General features: G+C 65.1%; 22 protein-coding genes and 2 pseudogenes. 13 read left to right on the top strand and 11 right to left on the bottom strand.

All coding sequences use genetic code 11. The features are described 5' to 3' along the window. The first annotated feature begins 150 nt into the window (after positions 1-150). From K6T50_RS09745 to K6T50_RS09730, 4 genes are all read left to right on the top strand, one after another. The gene (locus K6T50_RS09745; RefSeq protein ID WP_222606417.1) at positions 151-3,699 is read left to right on the top strand and encodes a DNA polymerase II large subunit; all 3,549 of its coding nucleotides are present in this window, start codon (positions 151-153) and stop codon (positions 3,697-3,699) included. A gap of 175 nt (positions 3,700-3,874) precedes the next feature. After that, complete coding sequence (locus tag K6T50_RS09740) at positions 3,875-4,183, top strand: DUF7130 family rubredoxin-like protein (protein ID WP_222606416.1); 309 nt, start codon at positions 3,875-3,877, stop codon at positions 4,181-4,183. A gap of 133 nt (positions 4,184-4,316) precedes the next feature. After that, positions 4,317-4,610, top strand: a complete 294-nt coding sequence (locus K6T50_RS09735; protein WP_222606415.1) for a DUF7130 family rubredoxin-like protein — start codon at positions 4,317-4,319, stop codon at positions 4,608-4,610. 69 nt (positions 4,611-4,679) lie between these two features. After that, on the top strand, positions 4,680-5,609 hold the full coding sequence (locus tag K6T50_RS09730; RefSeq protein ID WP_222606414.1) for a ketopantoate reductase family protein: 930 nt from the start codon (positions 4,680-4,682) through the stop codon (positions 5,607-5,609). Between the two features lie 110 nt (positions 5,610-5,719). Here K6T50_RS09730 and K6T50_RS09725 read toward each other — a convergent pair whose 3' ends face one another. The 4 genes from K6T50_RS09725 to K6T50_RS09710 form a co-directional block, all read right to left on the bottom strand. After that, the gene (locus K6T50_RS09725; protein ID WP_222606413.1) at positions 5,720-7,300 is read right to left on the bottom strand and encodes a sulfatase; all 1,581 of its coding nucleotides are present in this window, start codon (positions 7,298-7,300) and stop codon (positions 5,720-5,722) included. 108 nt (positions 7,301-7,408) lie between these two features. Further along, entirely contained in the window at positions 7,409-8,656 is a 1,248-nt protein-coding gene (locus tag K6T50_RS09720; RefSeq protein WP_222606412.1) for an ABC transporter substrate-binding protein, read from the bottom strand. A 353-nt stretch (positions 8,657-9,009) separates the two neighbouring features. After that, entirely contained in the window at positions 9,010-9,396 is a 387-nt protein-coding gene (locus K6T50_RS09715; protein ID WP_222606411.1) for a NifU family protein, read from the bottom strand. Between the two features lie 64 nt (positions 9,397-9,460). Next, a complete protein-coding gene (locus K6T50_RS09710; RefSeq protein ID WP_222606410.1) occupies positions 9,461-9,796 on the bottom strand; it encodes a DUF5783 family protein in 336 nt (111 codons plus the stop codon). A 548-nt stretch (positions 9,797-10,344) separates the two neighbouring features. On the opposite strand from K6T50_RS09710, the gene K6T50_RS09705 reads away from it, so the two are divergent. Beyond that, on the top strand, positions 10,345-10,848 hold the full coding sequence (locus tag K6T50_RS09705) for a hypothetical protein (protein WP_222606409.1): 504 nt from the start codon (positions 10,345-10,347) through the stop codon (positions 10,846-10,848). Between the two features lie 157 nt (positions 10,849-11,005). Here the strand turns inward: K6T50_RS09705 and K6T50_RS09700 are convergent, their stop codons facing one another. Further along, positions 11,006-11,878, bottom strand: coding sequence for a hypothetical protein (locus K6T50_RS09700; protein ID WP_222606408.1), 873 nt, complete (start codon positions 11,876-11,878; stop codon positions 11,006-11,008). Positions 11,879-12,244: 366 nt separating this feature from the next. Here K6T50_RS09700 and K6T50_RS09695 point away from each other — a divergent pair, with 366 nt between their 5' ends. Then, positions 12,245-12,547 (top strand): hypothetical protein, encoded by a 303-nt coding sequence (locus tag K6T50_RS09695; protein WP_222606407.1) that lies wholly within the window; start codon positions 12,245-12,247, stop codon positions 12,545-12,547. A 74-nt stretch (positions 12,548-12,621) separates the two neighbouring features. Here the strand turns inward: K6T50_RS09695 and K6T50_RS09690 are convergent, their stop codons facing one another. Next, positions 12,622-13,083 (bottom strand): hypothetical protein, encoded by a 462-nt coding sequence (locus K6T50_RS09690; RefSeq protein WP_222606406.1) that lies wholly within the window; start codon positions 13,081-13,083, stop codon positions 12,622-12,624. A gap of 114 nt (positions 13,084-13,197) precedes the next feature. Between K6T50_RS09690 and K6T50_RS09685 the strand changes: the two are divergent. After that, positions 13,198-14,721, top strand: a pseudogene (locus K6T50_RS09685) (transposase); the annotation flags it as partial. A 9-nt stretch (positions 14,722-14,730) separates the two neighbouring features. Here the strand turns inward: K6T50_RS09685 and K6T50_RS09680 are convergent. Beyond that, entirely contained in the window at positions 14,731-15,363 is a 633-nt protein-coding gene (locus tag K6T50_RS09680; RefSeq protein WP_222606404.1) for an IS6 family transposase, read from the bottom strand. A gap of 34 nt (positions 15,364-15,397) precedes the next feature. Here K6T50_RS09680 and K6T50_RS09675 point away from each other — a divergent pair. After that, positions 15,398-15,625: pseudogene (locus K6T50_RS09675) on the top strand (ISNCY family transposase); the annotation flags it as partial. A gap of 507 nt (positions 15,626-16,132) precedes the next feature. Here K6T50_RS09675 and K6T50_RS09670 read toward each other — a convergent pair. The 4 genes from K6T50_RS09670 to K6T50_RS09655 all read right to left on the bottom strand — a co-directional run bounded on the left by K6T50_RS09670 (position 16,133) and on the right by K6T50_RS09655 (position 18,673). Beyond that, entirely contained in the window at positions 16,133-16,759 is a 627-nt protein-coding gene (locus K6T50_RS09670; protein ID WP_222606403.1) for an RAD55 family ATPase, read from the bottom strand. Between the two features lie 226 nt (positions 16,760-16,985). Further along, positions 16,986-17,450, bottom strand: a complete 465-nt coding sequence (locus K6T50_RS09665) for a DUF8057 family protein (RefSeq protein ID WP_222606402.1) — start codon at positions 17,448-17,450, stop codon at positions 16,986-16,988. Then, on the bottom strand, positions 17,450-18,145 hold the full coding sequence (locus tag K6T50_RS09660; RefSeq protein WP_222606401.1) for an RAD55 family ATPase: 696 nt from the start codon (positions 18,143-18,145) through the stop codon (positions 17,450-17,452). Before K6T50_RS09660 ends, K6T50_RS09665 begins: the two co-directional genes overlap by 1 nt. Before the next feature lie 75 nt (positions 18,146-18,220). Further along, the gene (locus K6T50_RS09655; RefSeq protein WP_222606400.1) at positions 18,221-18,673 is read right to left on the bottom strand and encodes a chemotaxis protein CheW; all 453 of its coding nucleotides are present in this window, start codon (positions 18,671-18,673) and stop codon (positions 18,221-18,223) included. Between the two features lie 170 nt (positions 18,674-18,843). Here K6T50_RS09655 and cheB point away from each other — a divergent pair, with 170 nt between their 5' ends. Genes cheB through K6T50_RS09630 form a run of 5 tightly spaced genes read left to right on the top strand, consistent with a single transcriptional unit; the run spans position 18,844 to position 25,178 of the window. Continuing rightward, a complete protein-coding gene (cheB, locus tag K6T50_RS09650; protein ID WP_321170103.1) occupies positions 18,844-19,908 on the top strand; it encodes a chemotaxis-specific protein-glutamate methyltransferase CheB in 1,065 nt (354 codons plus the stop codon). Continuing rightward, a complete protein-coding gene (locus K6T50_RS09645) occupies positions 19,905-22,214 on the top strand; it encodes a chemotaxis protein CheA (protein WP_222606398.1) in 2,310 nt (769 codons plus the stop codon). The genes cheB and K6T50_RS09645 overlap by 4 nt, the downstream gene beginning before the upstream one ends. Continuing rightward, positions 22,211-23,044, top strand: a complete 834-nt coding sequence (locus tag K6T50_RS09640; protein WP_222606397.1) for a CheR family methyltransferase — start codon at positions 22,211-22,213, stop codon at positions 23,042-23,044. Before K6T50_RS09645 ends, K6T50_RS09640 begins: the two co-directional genes overlap by 4 nt. Beyond that, entirely contained in the window at positions 23,044-24,270 is a 1,227-nt protein-coding gene (locus tag K6T50_RS09635) for a HEAT repeat domain-containing protein (protein WP_222606396.1), read from the top strand. Before K6T50_RS09640 ends, K6T50_RS09635 begins: the two co-directional genes overlap by 1 nt. Beyond that, positions 24,267-25,178, top strand: coding sequence for a CheF family chemotaxis protein (locus K6T50_RS09630; protein WP_225935087.1), 912 nt, complete (start codon positions 24,267-24,269; stop codon positions 25,176-25,178). Before K6T50_RS09635 ends, K6T50_RS09630 begins: the two co-directional genes overlap by 4 nt. Positions 25,179-25,181 lie beyond the last annotated feature (3 nt).

Here is a 25,181-nt window from a genome sequence, read left to right as displayed (position 1 = left end):
GCACCGACGACCCCGACACGCGAGCCGAGGCGGCGCCCTCGAGGGCGCCGTGACGCCGGCTCCGGGGTCGTCACCGACGGCGCGACTGCGGTGCGGGACGGCCGAGAGGACGACCGAGGAGCCGAGCGGGCGAGCGACGGAGGCGACGACATGAGACCGGACGACGAGCGCTACTTCACACGGATCGAGGACAGGCTCGACGAGGCGTTCGAGCGCGCGGAGGCGGCGAAGGCGCAGGGGAAGGACCCGGAAACGGAGATCGAGATCCCCGTCGCCCGCGACATGGCCGACCGCGTGGAGAACATCCTCGGAATCCCCGGCGTCGCCGAGCGCGTCCGCGAGCTGGAGGGGGAGATGTCCCGCGAGGAGGCGGCCCTGGAGCTGGTCACTGACTTCGTCGAGGGCACCGTCGGCGACTTCGACTCGCGGGCGGGCAAGATCGAGGGGGCGGTTCGGACGGCGGTCGCCCTGCTCACCGAGGGGGTCGTCGCGGCGCCCATCGAGGGGATCGACCGCGTCGAGATCTTAGAGAACGACGACGGCACCGAGTTCATCAACGTCTACTACGCCGGGCCGATCCGCTCGGCGGGCGGGACGGCACAGGCGCTGTCGGTGCTGGTGGGCGATTACGCCCGCGCGCTGCTGGGCATCGAGGAGTACCGCGCCCGCGACGACGAGATCGAGCGCTACGCCGAGGAGATCGGCCTCTACGACAAGGAGACGGGCCTCCAGTACACGCCCAAGGACACGGAGACGAAGTTCATCGCAGAGCACATGCCGATCATGCTCGACGGGGAGGCCACCGGCGACGAGGAGGTCTCCGGATTCCGGGACCTGGAGCGCGTCGACACCAACAACGCACGCGGGGGGATGTGTCTCGTGCTCGCGGAGGGGATCGCGCTCAAGGCTCCGAAGATCCAGCGCTACACCCGCCAGCTCGACGAGGTCGACTGGCCGTGGCTCCAGGACCTCATCGACGGCACCTACGACGACACGGACGACGAGGAGGCGGACGCCGAGGACGGCGGCGACGGCTCCGAGGACGAGACACACGAGGACGCGGAGATCGAGGGGGAAGAATCGGCCGAGCAGGAGGAGCCGGACGCCCCGACAGGACCGACGCGGGCCGACCCCTCACAGAAGTTCCTGCGCGACCTCATCGCCGGCCGGCCGGTCTTCGGCCACCCCTCGGAGGCGGGCGGCTTCCGCCTGCGGTACGGCCGGGCGCGCAACCACGGCTTCGCGACCGCGGGCGTCCATCCCGCGACGATGCACATCGTCGACGACTTCCTCGCCACCGGCACCCAGATCAAGACCGAGCGGCCCGGGAAGGCCGGCGGCGTCATCCCCGTCGACTCCATCGACGGGCCGACCGTCAGGCTCGCGAACGGCGACGTGCGACGCATCGACGACCCCGCGGAGGCCAAGGAGGTCCGCAACGGCGTCGAGGAGGTGCTCGACCTGGGCGAGTACCTCGTCAACTTCGGCGAGTTCGTCGAGAACAACCACCCGCTCGTGCCCGCCTCGTACGTCCGCGAGTGGTGGGAGCAGGACCTCGCGGCCGCGGGCGCCGATCTCCAGGCGCTGGAGGACGACCTCACCACGGATCTGGACGACCCGGACGCCGAGCAGGCGCTCGCGTGGGTCGAGGAGTTCGACGCGCCGCTGCACCCCGCCTACACGTACTGCTGGCACGACATCTCCGTCGACGAGTACGACGCGCTCGCCGACGCCGCGGCCGCCGGCGAGGTGACGGGCGATTTGCTCGTCGTCGAGCACACCGACACCGTCCGTCGCGCGCTGGAGAAACTGCTCGTCGAGCACACCCAGACCGAGGACGCGCTACGGATCCCCGACTTCCGCCCGCTGCTCCGGCAGCTCGGGCTCACCGACGGCCTGCGTCGCGAGTGGGAGCGGGCGGACCTATCTGCGGAGGCCGAGGAGTGGGACGGCGGCGACAACGCCGTCCGCGCGGTCAACGAGGTCGTCGACTTCGAGGTGCGCGAGCGCGCGCCGACCCGGATCGGCAACCGGATGGGGCGCCCGGAGAAGTCCGAGAGCCGCGACCTCTCGCCGGCGGTCCACACCCTCTTTCCGATCACGGAACTGGGCGGCAGCCAGCGGTCCATCGGCGAGGCCGCCCGCAACCGCACGGACAAGGGGAAGGGCGTCTACGACGTGCTCGTCGGCGAGCGCGAGTGTCCCGACTGCGGGGAGCACACGTTCAAACCCCAGTGTCCGGCGTGTGCCGCCCACACGGAGCCGTACTACGAGTGCGACGAGTGCGGGACGGTCTGTGAACCGGACGAGTCCGGACGCGTCGAGTGCCCGCGCTGCGAGCGCGAGGTGGAGAGTCCCGACTGGCACACGATCGACCTCAACGACGAGTACTGGTCGGCGCTGGAGCGGACCGACGAGCGCGAGGCGAGCTTCGAGATCCTGAAGGGCGTCAAGGGGCTGTCCTCCTCGGACAAGACGCCCGAGCCCATCGAGAAGGGCGTCTTCCGCGCGAAACACGGGGTCACGTCGTTCAAGGACGGCACCGTCCGCTACGACATGACCGACCTCCCGGTCACGTCGGTCCGCCCCGAGGAGCTCGACGTGACCGTCGACCACTTCCGGGAGCTGGGCTACGAGACGGACATCGACGGCGAGCCGCTGATCCACGACGACCAGCTCGTCGAGCTGAAGGTGCAGGACGTCGTCCTCTCGGACGGCGCCGCCGAGCACATGATGAAGACGGCGGACTTCGTCGACGAGCTGCTGGAGGACTTCTACGGCCTGGACCCGTTCTACGAGGTGAACGAGCGCGACGACCTCGTCGGCGAGCTGGTGTTCGGGATGGCGCCCCACACCAGCGCCGCCGTGGTCGGCCGAGTGATCGGGTTCACGAGCGCGGCGGTTGGGTACGCGCACCCGTACTTCCACGCGGCTAAGCGCCGCAACTGTGATGGAGACGAAGACTGCGTCATGCTCCTCATGGACGGCCTGCTCAACTTCAGCAAGTCGTTCCTCCCGGACAAGCGCGGCGGGCAGATGGACGCCCCGCTGGTGATGTCCTCGCGGATCGACCCCTCGGAGATCGACGACGAGGCGCACAACATGGACATCGTCCGGCAGTACCCCCGCGAGTTCTACGAGGCGAGCCTCGAGATGGCCGATCCCGAGGAGGTCGAGGACCTGATCCAGCTGGGCGAGGACACCCTCGGCACCGACGACGAGTACCGCGGGTTCGACCACACCCACGACACGAGCGACATCGCGCTCGGGCCCGACCTCTCGGCGTACAAGACGCTCGGGTCGATGATGGACAAGATGGACGCGCAGCTGGAGCTGGCGCGCAAGCTCCGCGCCGTCGACGAGACCGACGTGGCCGAGCGCGTCATCGAGTACCACTTCCTCCCCGACCTGATCGGGAACCTCCGGGCGTTCTCCCGCCAGGAGACCAGGTGCCTCGACTGCGGGGAGAAGTACCGCCGGATGCCGCTCACCGGCGACTGCCGCGAGTGCGGCGGCGACATGACGCTCACCGTCCACCGCGGCTCCGTGAACAAGTACATGGACGTGGCGCTGCGGGTCGCCAAGGAGTTCGGCTGCCGCGAGTACACCATCCAGCGCCTGGAGATCCTCGAACGCTCGCTGGAATCGGTGTTCGAAAACGACAAGAACAAACAGGGATCCATCGCGGACTTCATGTGAGCGTCGCGATCTGTTTCTCCGATTCGGCGCGCAGTCACGCGATCGTCGGCTGATCGTGACAGGGTACGGTTCCCCCGTAGTGAGCCGTCGCTCGTTCGGAGTCGGCCGACTATCGCGTTCCGTGGTCACAGTACCCATGAGATCGTTTAACAGATCAGCCGACGTACACACGCATATGGCCACCGAGCAACAGGAGGACGAACCCAGGGTGACGGACATCTCGGTCGGACAGAGCGTGTACGACGACGACGGTACCGAGCTGGGGACGGTGCGGGGCATCGACGACGCCGGCTTCTACGTCCTCTCGTCGGAGGACACCGGCCGGGTGACACTGGAGGAGGCCGGCAGCGCCTTCGGGGAGTCGTACGTGATGTGGCGCTGCTGGGAGTGCGGCGAGATGGGACAGATCGAGGGCGATCTCCCGGCGCAGTGCCCGGACTGCGGGGCGCCACGCGAGGACCTGTACTACTGGGTCGAGGACTGACCGCGCGGGCGACGACGCGTGTCGCGCACGGCGGCACCGCATCGGGCGGCCGGGCAAGGAACTCCCGTCGGGCCGTTCCCGATGGAGTGGGAGCGCCGGCGGGTTTATTCTGTCAGGCGAGCAACGTCCGTCCATGAGCGACGGGGTACCGTCCGTCGGGCTCGGCCAGCGCGTGTTCACCGAGGACGGACGGCAGATAGGGACCGTCCGCGGCTTCGACGAGCACGGCGTGTACGTGACGACGCGGGAGGGGATCGTCTCGCTGTCGGTCGAACACGAGCGAGCCGGCCACGAGTTCGGCGAGGGGGAGTTGATGTGGCGCTGCTCGGACTGCGGGGAGATGGGCGACCTCGGCGAGGGGATGCCCGAGGCGTGCCCGAACTGCGAGGCCCCGCGCGAGCACGTCTACTACTGGATCGAGGACTGACGGACCCACCCCCGGCAGCCGCCGCGGGCGACCGAACCGCTCTTTTCACCCGCCCGCCGACCCGTGAGCATGGATATCGTCGTGTTCGGTGCGGGCGCGCTCGGCAGCCTCGTGGGCGGGCTGCTCGCGCGCGAACACCAGGTCACGCTCGTCGCCCGCGACCCCCACGCCCGTCGCGTCGCGGGGCAGGGCCTGCGCGTCGTCGGCGAACTCGACGCCCACACCCGGCCGCGGGCGACGACTGACCCGACCCCCGAGGACCTCACCTGCGACCTCGCGCTCGTGACCGTGAAGGCGTACGACACCGAGGTCGCCGCCGAAGCCCTCGCCGCCGGCGACCCGGATCTCGTCTGTTCGCTCTCGAACGGGCTGTGCGAGGAGACGCTCGCCGAACACCTCGGCGACCGCGTGCTCGCCGGATCCGTGACCTACGGCGCCGAACTGGTCGGCCCGGGCGAGGTGCGCTGTACCGGGGTCGGGCGTATTCACGTCGGCGAGTTCGCCGCCGACCGGCTCGACAGCGACGAGGGGGACGCCGCGAGCGACCGAGCCGATCGCGTCGCCGCCGCGTTCCGCGAGTGCGGTCTCGACTGCACCGCCGACCCCGCGATGCCGCGCCGGCGCTGGGAGAAGCTCGCCGTCAACGCCGGGATCAACGCCGTGACGGCGCTCGCGCGCGTTCCCAACGGCGCGCTCGCGGACGGCCCGGGCCGTGACGTCGCCCACCGCGCCGCCCGCGAGACCGCACGCGTCGCCCGCGCAGAGGGTGTCGATCTACCCGACGAGAGGGCCGTCGACGCGGTCGACACCGTCGTCGCGGAGACCGCGGCCAACCGCTCGTCGATGCGCCAGGACGTGGAGTCGGGGAATCGGACCGAGGTCGACGCGATCACCGGCACCGTCGTCGACCGCGGCCGCGACCGCGGCGTCGACACCCCGACGAACCGGACGATGGCGGACCTCCTGCGGACGTGGGAACGGAACCGGATCGGAGAGTGAAACGATGAGTTTGGGTTTCGGGGTATTCTCCGATTCGCCGTTCCTGCTATCGGTTTCGCTTGTAGCGTGTTTCTTCTGAAAAACCAAGAGACTTCAGTAGGAATCGGAGGCTACTCGACGTATCCCAGGTCGCGGAGGCGCTCGGTCGCCTCGTCGTCCATCTCGTCGAGCGAGTCGTCGGTCACCTCGCCGTCGACGGCGCCGGTCCACGCGCCGCCGGCGGCGGCCTCGAACTCGCCGAGCCGGGATTCGGCCTCGGCGATACGCTCGTCGCCCCCGTCGGCGCTTGCGGCGTCGGCGAGGTTCCGCTCCTCGGCGGGGTCCTCGTCGAGCCGGAACGCCTCGTCGGGGATCCGGTCGATGCGGACGTACTTCGCGTCGGTGGCTCGGGACGCGCGCATCCGCGAGTAAAAGCGGGAGTCCTCGGGCAGTTCGATGCCCGCGCTCGAGGCCTTCTCCTCCAGCTGTTTCAGCTCCACCACGGGCCGGGAGTACTCGACGAACCCGAACTCGCCGTCGGGCGACGCACGCTGGCCGGGGTCGCGGTCGGCGTCGTCGAGGCCGGCGAACTCGCGGTAGTCGGCCGAGAGAAGAGATCGGGTCCGGTCGAGCGCGACCGCCTCCTCGCCGTCGGCGGCCGGCTCCCCTCCGTCGACGCCGAGCGTGTCGAGCACCGTGTGGTAGGTGTCGAGGAGCTCGACGGTGTCCTCGCGGCGGTCGTCGTCGAGGGCGGGGTGTTTGACCATGAGCGGGACGTTGATCAGCTGGTCGTACAGGCAGAACTCGTGGCCGTAGAGGTCGTGTTCGCCGTGGAGTTCGCCGTGGTCCGCGCAGACGACGACCGCGGTGTCGCCCCAGCGGTCGGTCTCCTTCAGCCAGTCGAACAGCCGCGTGAGCTGGTCGTCGATGTGGGCGATCTCGGCGTCGTACAGCCCCCTGATCGCGTCCCACTCCTCGTCGTCGATGTCGCGGGCGCCGGCGTTGTACTCCTTGGAGTTCTGGCACACCTCCGTCGAGTCGACGCCCGGCGCGTACTCGTCGACGTACTCCTGTGGCGGGTGGTACGGCAGGTGGGCGTCCATCAGGTTGATGAACGCGAACCAGTCGTCGCCGTCGGACTCCGCCTCGTCGACGAACGACTTCGTGCGGTCGATCACCGCGGGCGTCTTGGAGTCGGCGCCCTCGCCCGACGCGAGGTACTCGTGGGCGACGTTGCCCAGCGAGACGAGCTTGTCCGCGACCGTCCGCAGCGCCTCGTTGTCGTTCATCGCCTTCCACGCCCGCGCGAGCGGCCCCGACAGGAGGTCGCCGGGCATCACCTCGAAGAAGTTGTCCTGGTCGTCGAACCCGTCGGTGAGGTGGGTGTACGGGGTGATCCAGGCGTTCGAGGAGTAGCACGCCGTCCGGTAGCCCTCGGCCGAGAGCGTCTCGGCGAGCGTCGTCGCGCCCTCCAGGTACGGGTTCTCCTGGTCGGCGCCGTGGCGGTGGGGGTACATCCCGGTGAACAGCGACGCGTGCACCGGGAGCGTCCACGGCGCGGGCGCGACCGCGTTCTCGAAGACGGTCGCCTCCTCGGCGAACGCGTCCAGGCCGGGCGTCGTTCCCCCGTCGTAGCCGTACGGCCCGAGCCGGTCCTTCCGGACCGTGTCGAGCACGACGAACAGCACGTTCTCGGGCGTGTCGTCGCTCATGTCTCCCGAGTTCCGCTCGCCGGTAATCCCTCTTCTGGTCTCCTCGACGCGGCCGGAGCGGTCCTCAGAGAGTCGCCGAACCCGGGAACGGCCGAGCGTCGCCCGATCTCAGGCGTCGCCGGCGATGACGTCGGCGACCCGCTGGTGGTCGAACAGCCGTTCCTCGGCGCCGAACTCGGGGTACGTGTCGCCGTTCTCGTACTCGGGCCACGCCCCGAACTGCTCGGGGTACAGCTGTTTCGCCGTCATCTCCAGCTGGAACAGGTTCATCAGCGGCCCCTGCCAGCGCGTCCCCTGCGGGTATACCCGGTCGTTCTGGACGGCTGACAGCTCGCTCCCGACGGGGTCGTCCCGGAGGTTCCGCTTCAGCTCCCCGAAGTCGAAGGTGTCCGTGACCGTCCACAGCGCGAGTATCGCGTCCGGGTCGGCCTCCAGCAGCGCCTCCATGTCGATCTGCTTGAACGGCCCCGAGAACTCGTCGTCACCGAAGGCGTCGACGGCGCCGAGCGGCCGCGTGTGGGAGTTCCAGTAGCCCGGAGCGTTCAGCCTGAGCTGGTAGATGCTGGACAGGTCCGCCGATATCGAGAGGTACGCGGCTGTCGGCCGGTCGGACTCCGGCGGGCGGCCCGCCTCGACGGTCGAGATCAGGTCGTCGCGTACGGACCGAAGCGCCTCGTACCGTTCCCGTTCGCCGTACAGCGTCGCGACGCGGTCGAACACCCCCCAGAGACTGTGGTACTCGTACCCGTCTGCCCACTCCTGGGGGGGCGTCGCGTGGAAGCTGCTGTAGTAGTTGCCCAGCCACGGACCCACGTTGTCCTCGATCTCGTCGATGTCGGCTCGGCTCCAGTTGTCCTGTGTGGTCACCCACGCCGGATCCACGAGGTGGAGGTCGCTGTCGAGTTCGTACAGCTGTTCCTTCGAGAAACCGTACTGCCCCGCCTCGTCCGTCCACTCGATCTCGAAGTCGTCGAACCCGGCGGTGAAGTACTCCAAGCCGGCAACGGTGCCGTCCCACCACAGGTTGTTGACGGTGTCTCCCTGCCCGAGCGCGCTCGCCATGTCCGGGAACCACGGGAAGTGGGTGAACACGTTCGTCGGCGGCTCCTCGAGCGTGACCTCGCCGACGGGCGACAGCTCGACGGAGTAGCTCGCCTCCGGACTCGCGGTGGCGGTCCCCTCGGTCTCCTCGGCCGCCGTCTCGGTCCGCTCGGTCGGCTCCTGCGTCGTCGTCGCGCCGTCGTTCGACTGCCCGGTACAGCCCGCGAGCAGGCCGCTGCCGCCGACGAGCGCCCCGCCGTATTTTACGTAGTCACGCCGCGTGGGCCCGTCGAGTTCGCCGCTGTCGTCTCCCATACTTTTTGGCTCCCCTAAATAGTCAAAGGCCCTTCGATTCGGTCGTTCGGCGCCCGCGACCGGTCAGGCTCTCCCGAGTCGGGGCGTTCGGCCGTCGCCGACGCATGCTCAGAGGAGTTTGCTATCGCGGCCTATAGTTTATCGTCCGGTTCTCCCCGAACGCCCCTTCCGGCCGTAGAACGGTCGAAGCGGGCCCGTCGGTCCCGAATCCCGGGAACGCGGCTGGGACGGCACCGTTGGGCGCCGCGGCATCGAGCGAGCCGGGTCGCTAAGGACAGATGTGAGAAATAGCGGCGGCTACCGGGGTACGCACGTGAGAACCGCGGCGCGGAGAGAACCGAGGAGCGTCGCCGTCAGAAGGGGGCCTGCGGGCCCTCGTCGTCCTCGCCGTCCGAGGACTCGCCGGGGAAGGAGGGGGACATGCCGTCGTCGGAGGTGCCCATGCCGCCGAGGTCGCCGTCGGCGCCCGATCCCATGCCGGTGTCGGCGACGACCTCCTTGATCTCGGGGATCTCCTTGGTCATGCGCGATTTGATCGCCTGGATCGTCATCGGCGAGATGCCGCAGCCGGAACAGGCCCCGCCCAGCGAGATGTGGACCTCGCCCGTCTCGCGGTCCAGGTGCTGGATGGCGGCGCTGCCGCCGTGCATCTGGATCTGCGGGAAGTTGCGGCGCAGGAAGTTCGTGATGCGCTCGCGCAGTTCGTCCTCGCCGCCGTCGTCCTGGGAGTCGGCGCTCATTACCCTTCGGTTGGCGGTACGAGGGTTTCAACCTTGTGCTCGGCGGGGTCTCGCGGTCGCCCGTTCACCGATCTTCGGGCGGTTCGAGGTCGAAGACGCGGTATAGCTCCGATTCGATCTCCGCGACGTACCGGTCGAGCGTCTCGGTCAGCTTCTCGTCGTCGACGACGATCGCCGTCAGGCGATCGGTCGGGTTCTCGGGTAGTTCGACGGTGAAGGTCCCCGTCTCCTCGTCGTAGAACGGCTCGGACTCGTTGAGGATCTGTTGGTCGATCGCGTGGATCACCTCCGAGTCGAACCGGTCGTTCATCGTCTCGAAGGCGTTCTTGTACGCGCGCTGGAGCTCCGGGAAGTAGTTCGCGTACTTGTCCTCGAACTGCTCGGGGTCGAACTCGGCCATTGTCGGACGATCCGCGGGGATCGGTGTAAGCGCGACGGTCGGCAGTAGTAAACCGAATAAGGCGATATAGAATCGGAATGGGGTCGTCACACAGCTTTTGAATTTGCATTTCTACAAACCACCACTCGATTGAGAGGATGATCCTGTGTGCTGCGGATGCAATCGGATCCGTAGGATCTCGGCCAGTTTTCGAGCCCGTTCGTCGGGTACTCCTTAGACCTCGAATCTACCCCTGGAACTGTCCGAAGGACGCGCTCAATACAGAATCTTGAGAGCCAGAGGATTTGTTGAAGTCTACGCAACTAACAAGCTAGAAGGGCCAGTTCATTAGAGAAATTCGACTCTGTTGAAATCCTATTAGTGAAACGTATCTGTAGTGGAATAGCCGGTAGATAGCTCTGCATTGTTCTTAGCGATTAGTATACCACCTGTCTCAGTCATTTTGGAGCGGTCTGAATTGTGTGCCCGATGGAATTTACCACACTGTCTGAGACGTATCGTTACTGGCGGTCACCAGATTTACGCCACTTGCGACACGGACACGTTGTATGGTTCTTGACTCCGGGGTCAAGACCCACGATCGGCTGCACACGGATCTCACAACGGCAATCGAACGGGGGCTTTCTCCGGAGACCTGGGTATCCAGTTCCCACGAGCACGTCGCCTCAGAGTCGTTCATCCGTCGCTACACGGAGTTCGACTCGGTGGAGGAGTTCTGCGTAGCGAGTTCCTCCGCCGCCGACACTATTGGTGGCGTCCAACGACTGTCGACGGACGAGCGCAACAAGTTCGTGGTGATGGATTCGGAGGAACGATTCTCAGAAGGAAACGCGCGGAGTTTGGCTTGTGTGGGTTGGCAGATAGCGATCGGCATTGATGGGTACGCAATTGCGGCGAGTACAGACACAGAACAGCGAACATTTACACCAGAAGCACCACCTACGATGACTCAGTCAGCAGCCCTGAGACGGAGGACAGTGTGCGAGAATTACTGTCGCTCCCCCCCTCGCCTTACCGAAGCAGACCTTGACGAACACAGAATCAACTGTTGACTACAGGAGAATACTTTATAAAAAAGGCTCGGTGGAAACCTCTTTTGCGGTCTAGCGATTTGCTGAGACGTGAGTGTAGCATCGGTCCTGCGGATCTGAAGGGAAGAGAGGGCCAAAATATCAACTCTGAAGGATTTCAGAGCCGCGAGATTATTAACTAGTAATCGGTTTGAACCCCGTTATCCTCAACAATGAAGTCATAATAGGAGTCCGAACCGGGGTTCACACTAAGGTTTGTTATGCCGATAGATACGTCAATGTTGAATTCAGTTTCAATGTGATATAGATCAAAGAAAAAATACCGCTCATCTTCAGGGCTGGCATCGCTCGTTGCGGTCAGGAAAGCTCCACAGTAGTCTCCAAATTTATATGTGGGATCTACATCGTTCGCATGCTCCGCCGCTTCAGATGAACTTGCTTGATTATCATCCCAATCAAAGGCAACTCCTGACGGGCCTTCTGAATCCCCACGGCTATTGTCGTAAACAAGGTCTCCCTTGTAGCTACTATCGAGAAGGTAATCATCGCTATCCCACTCAATAGTTGCTAAATCGTTCGGCGCATCCGTGATGGGGTCACTCTTTGTGGTAAATTCCCATTCAAAATCAATATAATAATCGGGAGAATATATATCGTCATAGGTGTACGTAATATAGAAGTCGCAATCCGATTCGGACAGCGCTAGCTTCGTTGTTTCGAACTCTCCATTCCAAGAGCCATCTCCCCAGTTCGATCTGCTGCTTTCATTGCTAAACGATACCTTTCTGCTACTATCCCGAGTAACGACAGAAAATCCATTCTGTCGAAGGGCTTCTCTCCACGCTTCTACAGGCATGTTCCCCTTTCGCCGCGCTTTAAGAAGTGCCTGATATTTTTTATCTGCTTTGCTCGGCTTTTTTGCAGCCCCGGCCGTTGGGACAAGTCCTGCGACACCAAGACCGCCGAGTACCTTGAGAGCTGAACGTCGACCGCACTTTTTTCCAGTATTTCTTTCGTTCATTTTCGGCTGCAAAACATAGATACTCTCCATCTGAGCTATAATTAACTAAATTTAACTGATAATTTACTCACGGGACGTTAACAGTAATTCCCAAATATTTATATGTTTCGAGAACAACTTGCTGATATGAATGCCAAAACATTAATACTACTGTATATTGGAGTGAATACATTATTGCTGATTGTTGTAGTGGGAGGAGTCTTCGCAATTGAGAATCCCACTATCTTCTTTCTGTTACCAGTTTTGCTAATTCCACTCATCATCTACTATTACTACAATTAGAATTTGATTATTTTGTTGATTTCTCTTCCTTCCTTGTGATGTAAGACCAAATATTCCAGTGGGTCCGTAGAATTCAGACAAAGCACTTACTAGAACGTGCTAAAGGGAGAGCGTATGGAGTGGAGGCGAATCCGCACCGTCTTCCTGAATCGAGTTGTCTTTGCGGCGTTCCTGCTCATCTTCGTAATGCATTTTGTGCCTCCGATGTTACCCGGCGACTACGTACCGTTCGATCGGTTGGCTGACCCTGTCTGGAAGCTCGCGCTCGAATCGGGACGGGCCTTGGGCTGTAGGACACTTTCGTGCCTCCCGCTGGTCTCTGGCATATTCTTGATATATACGTATTTACTGTCCGTACTCCTCGGTGCACTCTACTACGCGGCATCCAGCGTGATTCGAGGAGCGAGAGTTGGTTGATTCGCACTCTGTATCTAACGGTGAGAGATCTTACCTATCAGTCTCTGAGGATTTCAACAGAGCCGGTCAGTGAGTTACTCAATAAACTGTTGGAGGAATTTCTGGAAATCGTGGGGACTGTGTTCTTCCATCTGGATATCAGAGACCCACTCAGCACCGCTTGGGGACGCCTTGAGAATCAAGCGCCGCTCCCGGTCTTGAATTTCTCTAATTACCTCTCGCCGAGTCTGGTACAATGCGTTCAGTTCCTCATCAACAGCATGGTCGTAGATCCACTGTCCCAGTTCGGTGAGCCGATAGACCTTCGCTGAAACCCCCTTTCTGTCCTCCAATTCTTGTACCCAGAGCCCTTGTTGCTTCCCTGCTTTGAGCCGTTCCTGAACTGTGCTGGAACTTAACAACAGTTCCTTCCGTAGGTCGGTATGGCGCTGCGTCCGCCTCTCACCGATTCTCACGAGAATCTCTATCGTTCCCTTCTTTTGGAGGAGTTCCGCGGTCGTCCCGTCGATTTCGAACTCCGAATCGGTCCCACTCATTGTTTGATTCGAACTCTTGTTCGTGAAGCCTTATATGTGAAGATAGATAACGCACGAGTGTTCGAATCAAACATACGCTCGTTGCGGTATACTATCTGAACTAAACACTATCTCATGTCGTCTCCTCCCGCTGCGGCTGAAGCACTCGTCGTCCACGTAGAAGCGCTCTGCGAGCAGGAGGACCACCTCTGGGATGTGATCGGCCAATTATCCGTTCCGTCTGAACTGCTGACCGACGACCGGGATCAATCAAAGACTCAGTTCAAAACAGAGGAATTGACGCGAGCATTTCTCTATCAGCACGTACGGGGATTCTCACAGAACGAGCTCGCCGAACGTCTCCAAGAACGGACGACTCTTCTCCACCGATTTGGGTTCGGAGTCGACGATCGAGACCACGCTCCGGAACAGCAGACGCTCAGTTATGCGTGGTCTCGATTCGGCGAGTCGCGGGAGACGATCAGAGCCACCGCACGTGCAATCCAAACGCTCGCCGTCGAGCACGATATCATCTCGGAGGCACTTACCGCGACAAACTCGGCATCAGAGTCAGCTGAGACACCCGAGAGTTCGAAAGAGATCAAGAAGGAGAAGGCCACCCAGACTGTGCGATTAGCTCGGAAACACGTTCTTCCGGAGTTCGTGACAGGCAGAGCAGCTCACCAGACCTACTCTGATGAAGAGATTCTCGAAATGTTCGCCCGCATGTGTGCAACCCGCGGGAGTGCCCACTCCGAAAGCGAATACGGATGGCTCATGGGACACGATCTGACCTGTCACAACTCTACGTTCCTTCGGGCGATCAAGAAAGTCGGAACCACAAAATCCGGATCCAGACAGAGTACGCTTTCCGATTTCCACGGGAGCGACACCATGCCTGGTATCGAGCTGATTCGAGACCAGGTGATGGGCTGTTTCGATGCTGCAACCGAGAACGTCATCAACTCCATCCGCGGGGAAGACCCGTTTAATTCTCGGGAGACCGTCGCTGCTATCGACATCACTCACGTTCCGTTCCACGTCTGGCCCTGGGAGGACAGGGAGGCCGACATTGCCAAGCCGGACTACCCACCGATGGTGAGCGGCTACAAGAAGGACGAAGAATACAAGCGCGGGTACAAGTTCGCGACCATCACACTTGTCGGCGACCAAGCTCCGATCGTGCTCGGGATCGAGCCGGTCAAAGAGAATTCCTCCTGGGAGTCTGGCGATGCACCGTCGACTTCGAAGGCCGAGCTGGTGAGTCGGTTACTCGACAGCGCGGAGCAGTTCGTTGATCTGGACACGGTGCTGTTTGACCGCGGCTTCTACGTCCACGACGTGTACGCAGAAGTCGATGATCGGGGACTTACGTATCTCTCTCCGGTCCCGAAATATGAGGACGACTTGGAAGCGATTGAGGGGATTCAAGAGCACCCGACGGCCGAACAAGCGGTGGAACACAACGTTCCGTTTGGAGTGGACGGTGAAGTCCACCACAGAGCTGAGTTCCTGTACGCGCCGAGCACGAGGGATGATGCCAGCGGAAAGTACGCTGTGTTCGTGACGAACAAAAATCGGGTTGAGCCGGAGGAGATCTCGAGTGTCGTCAATGGATACAGCCGGCGGTGGGACATCGAGAACCAGTACAAGTCCGTCGTGTTAACTTTAGCATCGATTCCACCAGACGGCGAAGGCTTGGAGCCACGATTCTGCCGTCGGTGGCTCCACGTTGCTGAACGTATTTGAAAACGAAGAGGTTCTGCGTTTTACCTCACGAAAGACACGTTCGACAGCATTCCGATTTCCGTGGCGAGATATTTGAAATCGGAGTCCGAGCCGCTCCAGCGCGGCTTTGAGATAGTGCGCTCCATCGACGAGAAAAGTCGTTTGCTCGATCTGCTGTTTCTCGCGGAGTTCACGAAGGAACAGCACGGTGAGTTGCGTGGTTCTCGTCTGAAACAGCCTAACATGGAGGAATTCGTTCGTTTCGGGATCGACGGCAGCGTACAGCCAGTGTCGTTCGTTGTTGATCCGAATCACTGTCTCGTCGACTGCGATCTGATTCGGAGCTCCGTCGCCAGCCGGCTGTAGATCTGCCTTCTGTACCCAGTTATGAATCGCGGTACGACTCCGTTCGACACCCAACCTCTCAAGATACTGTTTGGTATTCGAAAGTGATAGACCCGCGAGATGGAGTTGAATACCGACTTCAATGATCTGCTCGGGTGTCCGCTCTCGCTCCACAAACTCCAAGTCGATCCACTCGATATCTCCGCTGAGGCGGTCGAATTCGGTCATAGATCACCCGAACCAACGACCGCCTCATTCCTAACTTAACACGGCCTACAAGTCTATCAAGAGCTTTATGCCGAAGACGTCGTCGACGGACTACCGGGTTCGGCTGTGCAACTTCGCGTTCGCGACGTTGATCTACAATCTCTGGCGTCTGACCGACTACCTGCTCAAAGTGGCACTTGACAGACCGATACGATCTGCCCCGGTAATTACAGCCAAGACATTCGTGCGAGTGCTGGGCGAGTTCTTGCGAGAACTCGGGTAACCGGTTCTCTCCGTGAGGCCTGCCCGTTGGTAGCGGCTGCGCTGTTTGTTTTTGCTGGTTTTCGAGGGAGCTGTCAATGAGTGAACTGTTGTTCGATCACTAAGCCAAGTCTGGTGGTGAAATTCACCCCAGCTCATTCCAAACAACACGGAGTCGGGCCTCCCTCGTTTGTAGCCATATAAACGCGCGAGGAATGTGTCGTCAGTCGCGGGGCCACGACGGCGGTCGAGGCCACGGGCAGTGAGGGCCAATCACCCGATTCTAGGGAGAACGACGCCGTGAGCCCCAACTGACCCGACAAACGCGGACGGGGACGTTCAAGACAGCCCGGGGTGGAGCGGAACGAAGCGAGATAGCCTGGAATGGAGCGAATCAGCCCGAGACGTAGTCAGTCAGTCCGATAGGGACGATGCTGAGAAGCGACGGGCTGGCGGTCGTCGATCCGCACGGATGGACGGTGAGACGCGCGTCAGTCCAGTAACGGGGTAGGAGAGGATCGAGCCTCGGTCAGAACGTCGTCCACGCCGTCGCCGCCTGCGTCCGGTTTCGGACGCGGAGCTCGCGGGCGCCGTTCTCCTCGCGCGTGTTGATCACGGTGTCGAACGGCTCGTACATCGTGTGCAGCGTCTGCTCGTCGTGCATCGTGGAGTTGATCACCGCGATGGTGGTCCACCCCTCGCTTTGCGTCTGCCGGGTGAGCACGCGGACGAACTGGTAGACGTCCTGCGGATCGAGGTACATCAACAGCTCCGACAGCGAGTTGATGCCGACCGCGACGGCGGCGTCGGTCTCGCGGAACGCCTCGTACAGGTCGGTGAACTTCATCCCGATGTCCGTGACGTTCTTGGGGGAGGAGGCGTACCTGATGAGGTCGTCCTCGATGAGATCGCCGCCCCGCTGCTTGGAGACGCAGTCGACGACGCCGACCGATTCGGGCGCGACGTCGGCGACGTCCGCGTAGTCCGCGCGCACCTGATCCGCTGGGTCGCCGGTGGTGATGAGGACGCCGCGCTCGCCGGCCTCCGCCATCAGACGGAGCATGAGCGCGTACTTGCCGGTCATCGGCGGACCGGCGATGAGGAGACTCTCGCCTCCCCCTCCGCCGTCAAGCGACAGCGGGGCGTCCTCCAGCATACGCGTCAGCATGCGTCGGACAGCTAAAACCTTTGTCCAAACCGACGGAAACGGCAGTTCAGATCGGTAGAGGCTCACGGGTTCACCCCGTTCCTGACCATCGGCGTGTTGCGGCCGTCGACGCCGTCGGATCCGGGATCCGACGCGTCCCCGATCGAGTCGATCGAGGGGAGGCGCGACGGCCGATCCGGACCGGAGCGAGCCGGGTGGCCCGCCCAGCGCGGTGTCACGAGTCCTCGTCCGGCGTCCCGGAGTCCGGCGCCGAGCCGAGCAGCGCGGGGAAGCCGAGCGCGCCGATTTTCCCTCCGTCGAGCAGTCCAGCCCGCTCGAGCGCCGACGGGAAGTCGATGGCGGTGATCGGACGAGCGACCGGCGAGCCCGACACCAGGTCGTCCGTGTCGTCGAACCCGGCGTCGCTCGGCGCCGTGCCCTCGACCAACTGGTCCCAGACGTCGTCGCCGTCGATCGCGTCGCTGTCGGCGTGGACGACCTCGGCCTCGTGTTTCCCCTCCTGGTAGGCGAGGTCGATGATGCTGCGGTCGTAGGACGTATCGGGCGCCGATCTGAGCCGGTCGAACTCCTCGCGGTTCTCGTAGCCGAACGCGGCCGCGACGCCGAGCGCGTACGCCCGGCGGATCGCCTCGGTGCCCGAGATGTCCTCCCAGTCGGTCCCCAGTCGTGCCTCGTACATCAGTGGGAAACCGTCCTCCCGTCGCCGACGACGATGCCGTCGTCGGTGAATCGGAGGTCCTGGATGTCGGTGTCGACCTCGGCGCCGCGCATCTTCACCACCTGGACGCCGCGGCGCATCCCGTCGTCCTCCATGTAGTTGTGGAAGAACACCACCCCGTGTGCGAGGAAGTGCTCGTCGGCGTACGCCGAGGGGTCCGTCATCTCGGAGATGAGATACGTCGTCGCGCCGGTTCGCTTGAGCGCCGAGAGAAAGCGCATCGTCGTGTCGTCGTCGTCGTCGAGGAGATACCGCAGCAACATCGTCGAGTCGATGACGACCCGGTCGATGTCGCGCGACTCAACGAACGAGCTGATCCGGTTGGTGACGCTGTTGACGTCGCGCCGGTCGCCCGGCATGCCGAAGAAGCGCTTCCCCTCCGAGGAGAACGCGTCGAGGAACGTCACCGACCCGGAGTCGAGCGCCCCCTCGAAGCCGAAGTCGTAAGAGGCCATGTCCCGTTCGAGGTCGGCCCGGCTCTCGTGCATGCTGATGAACAGACAGCGCTCGCCGCTGGCGGCGCCCTCGGCGATGAACTGTGCTGAGAACGTCGTCTTCCCGCTTCCGGGCGGACCGCAGACGACGTACAGCCGTTCGGCCGGGAGCCCCCCGCCGACGAGGTCGTCGAATCCCGCAACGCCGCTCGAAACGCGCATACCTCACCACGGAACGAGGGGTCAGATAAGGACTGCTCCCCGAAACTCAGCAGTGATACTGCTACGGGAGCCTGCTCACTCGGTGCGGGGCTCGACCCAGACGACGAACCGGTCGTCGCCCTTGACGATGCCGCGAACGGAGTCGTCGCCGGCGGTCGTCGCCTCGTCGACCTGGTCGGCGGGCACGTCGCGCACCTGGAACACCTCGTCGACGACCCAGCCGACGGTGCCGCCGTCGTCGACCTCCTCCGGGTCGAACACGATGATCCGCTCGCGGGCGCCCGAGCCGGTGACGCTCAGCAGCGTCTTCGGGTCGATGATCGTCGTCGTCTTCCCGCGCAGGTCCATGACGCCCTCGACGTGGCGCGGCGAGTTCGGGATCGCCGTGAGGTCGCCCGCGTCGACGATCTCGTCGATGTAGGCGATGTCGAGACAGTACGTCTCGTCGCCGAGTCCGAACTCCAGCACCTGGGTCGTCTCCTCGGTCGAGACGGCGTCCGCGTCGGCCGCCCGCTCACTGCTTGCCATACCACCGATCGCCCGATCGAGTCGCTTAACGGTAGCGCACGAGCTATCAGCCGTGAAATTCGGGGCGGTGTCTTCAATAACGGCGTATCGGTAGCCGAGGACATGATTCGAGACGCCGCACGGCCGGCTGGGGGTGCGCCGTGAGCGCGCGGGCGCCGCGGACGGTCGTAGTGGACGATTCGCGGTTCATGCGGGGACTCATCGCGGACATCCTGGAGTCCGGCGGCGTGGAGGTCGTCGGCGAGGCCGCCGACGGCCGTGAGGCCCTCTCGGTCGTCGCCGACGCGGACCCTGACGTGGTGACGATGGACGTGGAGATGCCGGGGATGGACGGGATCGAGGCGGTCGAGCGGCTGATGGCCGAGCACCCAACGCCGACGCTGATGCTGTCGGCCTACACCGCCGAGGGCGCCGAGGAGACGTTCGCGGCGCTGGACGCCGGCGCCGTCGACTTCTTCGCCAAGCCGGGCGGCGAGGTGTCGATGGGCGTCTCCCGGATGGAAGAGCAGCTCGTCGAGACCGTCCGGTCGGTCGCCGGGGCGGACCTCTCGCGGGCGGGACGACAACGGCGAACCGAGGCCGCGACCGCCGCCGCCGGTTCGGCGACGCCGGCGTCGCCGAGCGCGTCGACCGCGGACGGACCGGCCGGAACCGGCGTCGAGCCGAACACCACGCTGATCATCGGCTCGTCGACGGGCGGTCCCGACGCCGTCGAGCGGGTCGTTTCGGCGCTCCCGGGCGACGCCGACCTCCGCGGCGTCGTCGTCCAGCACATGCCCGAGGCGTTCACCGGGCGGTTCGCGAACCGCCTCGACGAGGCCTGCGAGCTGTCGGTGCGGGAGGCCGAGGACGGGATGCGCCTCGGGCGCGGCGAACTCGCGGTCGCGAAGGGCGGCCACCACCTGGAGATCACGAACGCGCGAAACGGCCGGCTCCGACTGACGGTGATCGACGAGGAGCGCGGGGAGGGCGTGCGTCCGTCGGTGAACGTGACGATGCGGTCGGCCGCCGAGGCGGTGGACGACCCGCTGATCGGCGTGATCCTCACCGGCATGGGCGGCGACGGCAGCGACGGCGTGCAGGCGCTCTCGCGGGTCGGCGCCCGCGTGCTCGCCCAGGACGAGGACTCCTGTGTCGTGTACGGGATGCCGAAGCGCGCGGCCGCCACGGGCGCGGTCGACTCGGTGCTCCCGCTGGACGACATCGCCGCCGGAATCGCGGGTGAGCGCGCATGAGCGAGGCGCACATCCGCGCGTTCGTCCGCGAGTCCGAGGAGGGGATCACCGAGCTGAACAACTCCCTGCTCGCGCTGGAGTCGGACCCCGACGACCCGGAGGCGATGGACGCCATCTTCCGGACGGCTCACACCCTGAAGGGGAACGCCGCGGCGATGGGCTTCGGCGACTTCTCCGGGCTCGCGCACGCGATGGAGGACCTGCTCGACGAGGTCCGCGGCGGCGACATGGACGTGTCGGGCGACCTGATGGACCGGCTGTTCGAGGCGGTCGACCTGCTCGACGCGATGCTCGGGGAGATCGACGAGTCGGGCGACACGAGCATCGACCCGACCGACGTGGAGGAGGACCTTCGGACGCTCGCCGAGGAGGGTGCGGACGCCCTCGGCGACGAAGACGGTGCGGACGGGAACGACGCGTCCGGGTCCGACGACGGGTCGGACGCGGCCGCCGAAGGCGGTGAGTCGGCCGACAGTGCCGACAACACCGACGACGACGCCGTCGACGAAGCGTTCGATCACGGCCTCTCGCCCGGCGACGACGAGGGCGTCTACCGCGCCCGCGTCGACCTCGGCGACGCCGACATGCCCGGCATCGACGCGATGTTCGTGCTGGAGGCGGTCGAGGACGCCTTCGCCGGGATGGCCTGTGACCCCGACCGCGACGTGATCGAGGAGGGGGAGTTCGAGGGGACGTTCGACCTGTACGTCGTCGCCGACGCCGGCGCGACGGTCGAGGCGGGCGTCGACGCGGTGAGCCAGGTCGAGGCGGTCGACGTGGCCGCCGTCGAACCCGCACCCGACGACGCCGCGGTCGGAGCGGACGCGGACGGGTCCGACCCGTCCGCGGGCGACGCGAGCGACGGCGAGGGGTCGGAGTCCGCGGAGCCGACGGCGGACGGCGACACGGCGGCGGACGACGACGCCGACGACGATACCGACGGCGGTTCCGGCGGCGGCGGTTCCGGCGGGTCGAGCACGTCGTCCTCGGACAACATCTCGTCGGTCCGGGTCGACGTGGAGCAGTTGGACGACCTGTACGGGCTGGTCGAGCAGCTGGTGACCAGCCGGATCAAGCTCCGGCGCGAGATGGAGGAGGCCGACATCGACTCGGACAACCTCGACGAGCTGGACAAGATCTCGACGAACCTCCAGGACACGGTGATGGACATGCGGCTCATCCCGCTGTCGGCGGTCGTCGACACGTTCCCGCGGCTCGTGCGCGACCTAGCGCGCGACCAGTCGAAGGACGTGAACTTCGACATCGACGGTCGCGACATCGAGCTGGACCGCACCATCCTCACGGAGATCCGCGACCCGCTGGTCCACATCCTCCGCAACGCCGTCGACCACGGCATCGAGTCGCCCGAGGAACGGGAGGCCGCGGGGAAGGACCCGACCGGAACCATCGAGCTTCGCGCCGACCGCGAGCGCGACCACGTCACCATCGTCGTCGAGGACGACGGCGGCGGCATCGAGGCCGACGCGCTGCGCGAGAAGGCCGTCGAGAAGGGCGTGAAGTCCCGCGGCGAGGTCGAGTCGATGTCCGACGCCGAGGCGCGCGAGCTCGTCTTCCACCCCGGCTTCTCAACCAACGACGAGGTGACGGACGTGTCCGGGCGAGGCGTCGGGATGGACGTGGTTCGGACGACGGTGAAGGACCTCGACGGGAGCGTCACGCTCGACTCGACGCCCGGTGAGGGGACGCGCTTCGAGATCAAGCTGCCCGTCACGGTCGCCATCGTCCGCGTGATGTTCGTCGAGGTCGACGGCGTCGAGTACGGCGTCCCGATCAAGAACATCGCGGAGGTGAGCCGCGCCGACGGCATCGACGTGGCCCACGGCGACGAGATCGTGCGCCACGACGGCGACATCTACCCGGTCCTCAGGCTCGACGAGGTGCTGGGCACCGCCGGCGCGGCGGCCGGCAACGGATCCGGCGCCGCCGTCGCCGACGGGGGAAGCGAGGTCGAACGCAGTGAGACCTCGAAGCGAGCGGCGAACGGAGGGAGCCGCGAGCACGGCGAGAGCGAGGTCGATCCGAACGGCGACGGCGACGCGGCCGGGAGCGCCGACGCCGAGGGCCTCGGAACCGACGAGGGCGACGACGGCATGCTCCTTCGCATCCACGAGGAGAAACGCCCGGTCGCGCTCCACTGCGACGACGTGCTCCACCAGGAGGAGGTCGTCGTGAAGCCGCTTGAGGGGATCCTCTCGGGCATCCCCGGGCTGTCGGGGACGGCCGTCCTCGGCGACGGCGACGTGGTGAGCATCCTCGACGTGGAGACGCTCGGGGGGCGCCGATGAGCCGCGCGAGCGCGGACCGGGGCGACGCCGGCGACCTCCAGGGCGTCATCGAGTTCGTCGAGGACCGCGTCCCGTTCGAGCCGGGATACTACAACGAGGCGTACCTCGGGCGTCGGATCGCCGCGCGGATGCAGCGTCGCGACGCCGACGACCACGCCGAGTACCGCGCGATCCTCGAGGACGACGACGACGAGCGAGAGGCGCTGTTGGACGCGCTCACGATCAACGTGACCGGGTTCTTCCGGGACCCGGACATGTGGGCCGACCTCCGGCAGGTGTTGCGGGACCTCTCCGAGGAGAACGGCCGGGGCGGCGTCGACGTGTGGAGCGCGCCCTGCGCGGACGGCCGCGAGCCGTACTCGCTGTCGATGCTCGCGGCCGACGACGCCGAGGTCGACGAGCGCCGGCTCCGGATCGTCGCCGTCGACATCAGCGAGGAGGCGCTCGACGCCGCCCGCGCGGGCGTGTACGAGACGACGCGGACGACGAACATCGGGGAGGAGCTGTCGCCGCTGTCGGACCCGGAGACGTACGTCGACCAGGAGGAGAACGTCTTCCGGGTGCGCGAGTCGGTGAAGTCGCGGGTGACGTTCGAGCCGTACGACCTCATCCGCGACGGACCGAAGGACGACATGGACCTCGTCTTCTGTCGCAACCTCCTCATCTACATCGACAGCGAGTACAAGGGACGGCTGTTCGAGACGCTGCGCGACTCGCTGCGGCCGGGCGGGTACCTCGTGCTCGGGAAGACCGAGACGGTGCCCCCCGACATGCGCGAGGCGTTCGAGCCGGTGGCGAAACGGAGCCGGATCTACCGATACACTGGATAATGTCGCTGTACACGCTCGCCCGCGACGGGGACATGGAACAGCTCACCGACACCGCGAAGAACAGCGACAGCGCCGCGGTGCGGCGCCGGGCCGCGGAGATGCTCGGCGACGTGGGCGACCCCGAGGACGACCGGACGGTGGACGTGCTCATCCACCTCGCCCGCGACGACGACGACGATTCCGTGCGGGCGGCCGCCGTCGACGGGCTCGACGAACTGGGCGGCAACGGGCTCGAACGGCTTATCGCCAAGGAGACCGGCGTCGACCCGAACGCCGCCGACTGGGCGGCCGTCCGCGCGTTCGCGAAGGTGCTCGGCGGCGCGAGCATCCCGGAGTACCGGATGGCCGCCGCGAACGCGCTGGGTCGGATGGGCGACGAGGACGCCGTCGGCCCGCTGGCGAAGCGGCTGGACGACTCGGATCCCAGAGTCCGCGAGCGCGCCTGCCTCGCGCTCGGCCGCATCGGCGACCCGCGCGTCGTCAGTCGCCTGAAGGCATTACTGGACGACGACCACCCGGCGGTGAAGTCGGCCGCCGCGGACGCGCTCGGCACCATCGCCAGCGGCGAGGCGCTCGCGGCGCTGTTGGACCTGCTGGACGACGAGAACGTTAGCCTTCGGCGACTCGCGGCCTCGGCGCTGGGCAACGCCAGCTCGGCGAAGCCGGTGCCGGAGTTGGCCGGCGCGCTCGCGGACGAACACGACACGGTGCGGCGGGCGGCTGTGTTCTCGATCATCGAGCTGCTCGCGAACGCGCCGACCAAGCAGAGCCACGCCGTCCGCGACGCGGTCGTCTCCGAACTCAAGGACGCCGACGACGAGACGGTGACCGGCCCGCTCGTGGAGATCTTAGAGGACGCGACGCAGGCGCGCCAGCGGCGCAACGCCGTCTGGTTCCTCGGGCGGGTGACGAGCGCCGAGCCGCCCGAGCACGTGCTCGACGCGCTGGTCGACGCGCTCGACGACGACGACAAGATGACCGCCCAGTTCGCGGCCACGAGCATCACAAACCTGGAGGGGCTCGCGGTGGAGTCGACGCTGATCGAACTGGTGAAGGACGACGACGCGTCCGCCGACGCGCGGGCGAAGGCGGCGTACGCCCTCGGCGACGTGGGCGGCGACCGCGCGAAGGAGACGCTGGACGCGATCACCGACAGCGACGTGGACAAGCAGGTGCGCAAGCGCGCGTTCGCGTCGCTCTCGAAGCTCGGAGGTGTTAGACAGTGAGCGACAGTAGTCAGCGGAACGGCGGTGGTGGACAGGGGGCCGGCGGCGGCGAGGAGTACAAGGTCGCGGACACCCGCGGCAAGTTCGCCCAGGCGATGAAGGCCGGGCGGAAGCTCAACGACGTGGGGTGGACGAACGGGCGGATCGTCCTCTCGAACAAGCGGGTCGTCCTCGTCGGCAACGGCGGCAAGCGAACGATCGCGCTGTCGTCGGTCGACGGCATCGGCGGCCGCTACGACGCCAACCAGGAGATCCAGCGCGTCTCCAACTACGTCAGCCTCCGCATCGACGACGACGCGTTCCTCATCGCCGCCGAGGAGCACGAGGAGTTCCGCACGGACCTCTACCGCGCGTTCCTCGACCGCAAGGTGATCAAGGCTCGCCACCCGGCGATCAAGGGCGGCGTCGTCCAAGACACCGAGTGGGAGCAGGCGCGCGTGAAGGTCGAGGCGGACGGGATCTCGATCGCACAGCAAAGCGGCGCGTTCGTCCGTCTCGAACTCGACGACATCGGCACCTTAGAGGAGACCGAGCGCACGGTGATGGACGAGAAGGCCGCCGTCATCGAGGCCGAGCACACCGACGACGAGGGGACGAGCGTCCAGACGTACCTCTCGGGGGAGCCGTGGCTCGTCGCGGTGATCAAGTCGTATCTCGGGCAGGGTCACGACCGCAACCGCGGCGCCGTCGAGCTGTCCGAGTCCGAGCGCGAGGTGTTGATGGCGCTGTACTCGGGCGTCTCCTCGTTCGAGGTGCCGAACTTCCTCGGGATGAGCGTCGACCGCGTCGAGGAGATCTTCGAGCGGCTCATCGAGGCGGAGGTGCTAGAGGAGGTGCGCACCCGCCGGGAGGTGGCGCTGGAGCCGCGCGGCCGCAACATCGCCAGCGAGGCGATGAACGAGCAGTAGGCG

It is taken from the genome of Halobaculum magnesiiphilum (genome assembly GCF_019823105.1).
GTDB classification, from domain to species: domain Archaea; phylum Halobacteriota; class Halobacteria; order Halobacteriales; family Haloferacaceae; genus Halobaculum; species Halobaculum magnesiiphilum.
This window is presented reverse-complemented; position numbering and strand designations above follow the sequence as displayed.

Excerpts from the sequence above, each read along its gene's own strand:
- K6T50_RS09735 (WP_222606415.1), top strand. The coding sequence starts at position 4,317 with ATGAGCGACGGGGTACCGTCCGTCGGGCTCGGCCAGCGCGTGTTCACC.
- K6T50_RS09660 (WP_222606401.1), bottom strand. The coding sequence starts at position 18,145 with ATGCGCGTTTCGAGCGGCGTTGCGGGATTCGACGACCTCGTCGGCGGG.
- K6T50_RS09740 (WP_222606416.1), top strand. The coding sequence starts at position 3,875 with ATGGCCACCGAGCAACAGGAGGACGAACCCAGGGTGACGGACATCTCG.
- K6T50_RS09705 (WP_222606409.1), top strand. The coding sequence starts at position 10,345 with ATGGTTCTTGACTCCGGGGTCAAGACCCACGATCGGCTGCACACGGAT.
- K6T50_RS09695 (WP_222606407.1), top strand. The coding sequence starts at position 12,245 with ATGGAGTGGAGGCGAATCCGCACCGTCTTCCTGAATCGAGTTGTCTTT.
- K6T50_RS09690 (WP_222606406.1), bottom strand. The coding sequence starts at position 13,083 with ATGAGTGGGACCGATTCGGAGTTCGAAATCGACGGGACGACCGCGGAA.
- K6T50_RS09715 (WP_222606411.1), bottom strand. The coding sequence starts at position 9,396 with ATGAGCGCCGACTCCCAGGACGACGGCGGCGAGGACGAACTGCGCGAG.
- K6T50_RS09730 (WP_222606414.1), top strand. The coding sequence starts at position 4,680 with ATGGATATCGTCGTGTTCGGTGCGGGCGCGCTCGGCAGCCTCGTGGGC.
- K6T50_RS09655 (WP_222606400.1), bottom strand. The coding sequence starts at position 18,673 with ATGGCAAGCAGTGAGCGGGCGGCCGACGCGGACGCCGTCTCGACCGAG.
- K6T50_RS09745 (WP_222606417.1), top strand. The coding sequence starts at position 151 with ATGAGACCGGACGACGAGCGCTACTTCACACGGATCGAGGACAGGCTC.
- K6T50_RS09645 (WP_222606398.1), top strand. The coding sequence starts at position 19,905 with ATGAGCGAGGCGCACATCCGCGCGTTCGTCCGCGAGTCCGAGGAGGGG.
- K6T50_RS09670 (WP_222606403.1), bottom strand. The coding sequence starts at position 16,759 with ATGCTGGAGGACGCCCCGCTGTCGCTTGACGGCGGAGGGGGAGGCGAG.
- K6T50_RS09665 (WP_222606402.1), bottom strand. The coding sequence starts at position 17,450 with ATGTACGAGGCACGACTGGGGACCGACTGGGAGGACATCTCGGGCACC.
- K6T50_RS09725 (WP_222606413.1), bottom strand. The coding sequence starts at position 7,300 with ATGAGCGACGACACGCCCGAGAACGTGCTGTTCGTCGTGCTCGACACG.
- K6T50_RS09710 (WP_222606410.1), bottom strand. The coding sequence starts at position 9,796 with ATGGCCGAGTTCGACCCCGAGCAGTTCGAGGACAAGTACGCGAACTAC.
- K6T50_RS09700 (WP_222606408.1), bottom strand. The coding sequence starts at position 11,878 with ATGGAGAGTATCTATGTTTTGCAGCCGAAAATGAACGAAAGAAATACT.
- K6T50_RS09680 (WP_222606404.1), bottom strand. The coding sequence starts at position 15,363 with ATGACCGAATTCGACCGCCTCAGCGGAGATATCGAGTGGATCGACTTG.
- K6T50_RS09635 (WP_222606396.1), top strand. The coding sequence starts at position 23,044 with ATGTCGCTGTACACGCTCGCCCGCGACGGGGACATGGAACAGCTCACC.
- K6T50_RS09720 (WP_222606412.1), bottom strand. The coding sequence starts at position 8,656 with ATGGGAGACGACAGCGGCGAACTCGACGGGCCCACGCGGCGTGACTAC.
- K6T50_RS09640 (WP_222606397.1), top strand. The coding sequence starts at position 22,211 with ATGAGCCGCGCGAGCGCGGACCGGGGCGACGCCGGCGACCTCCAGGGC.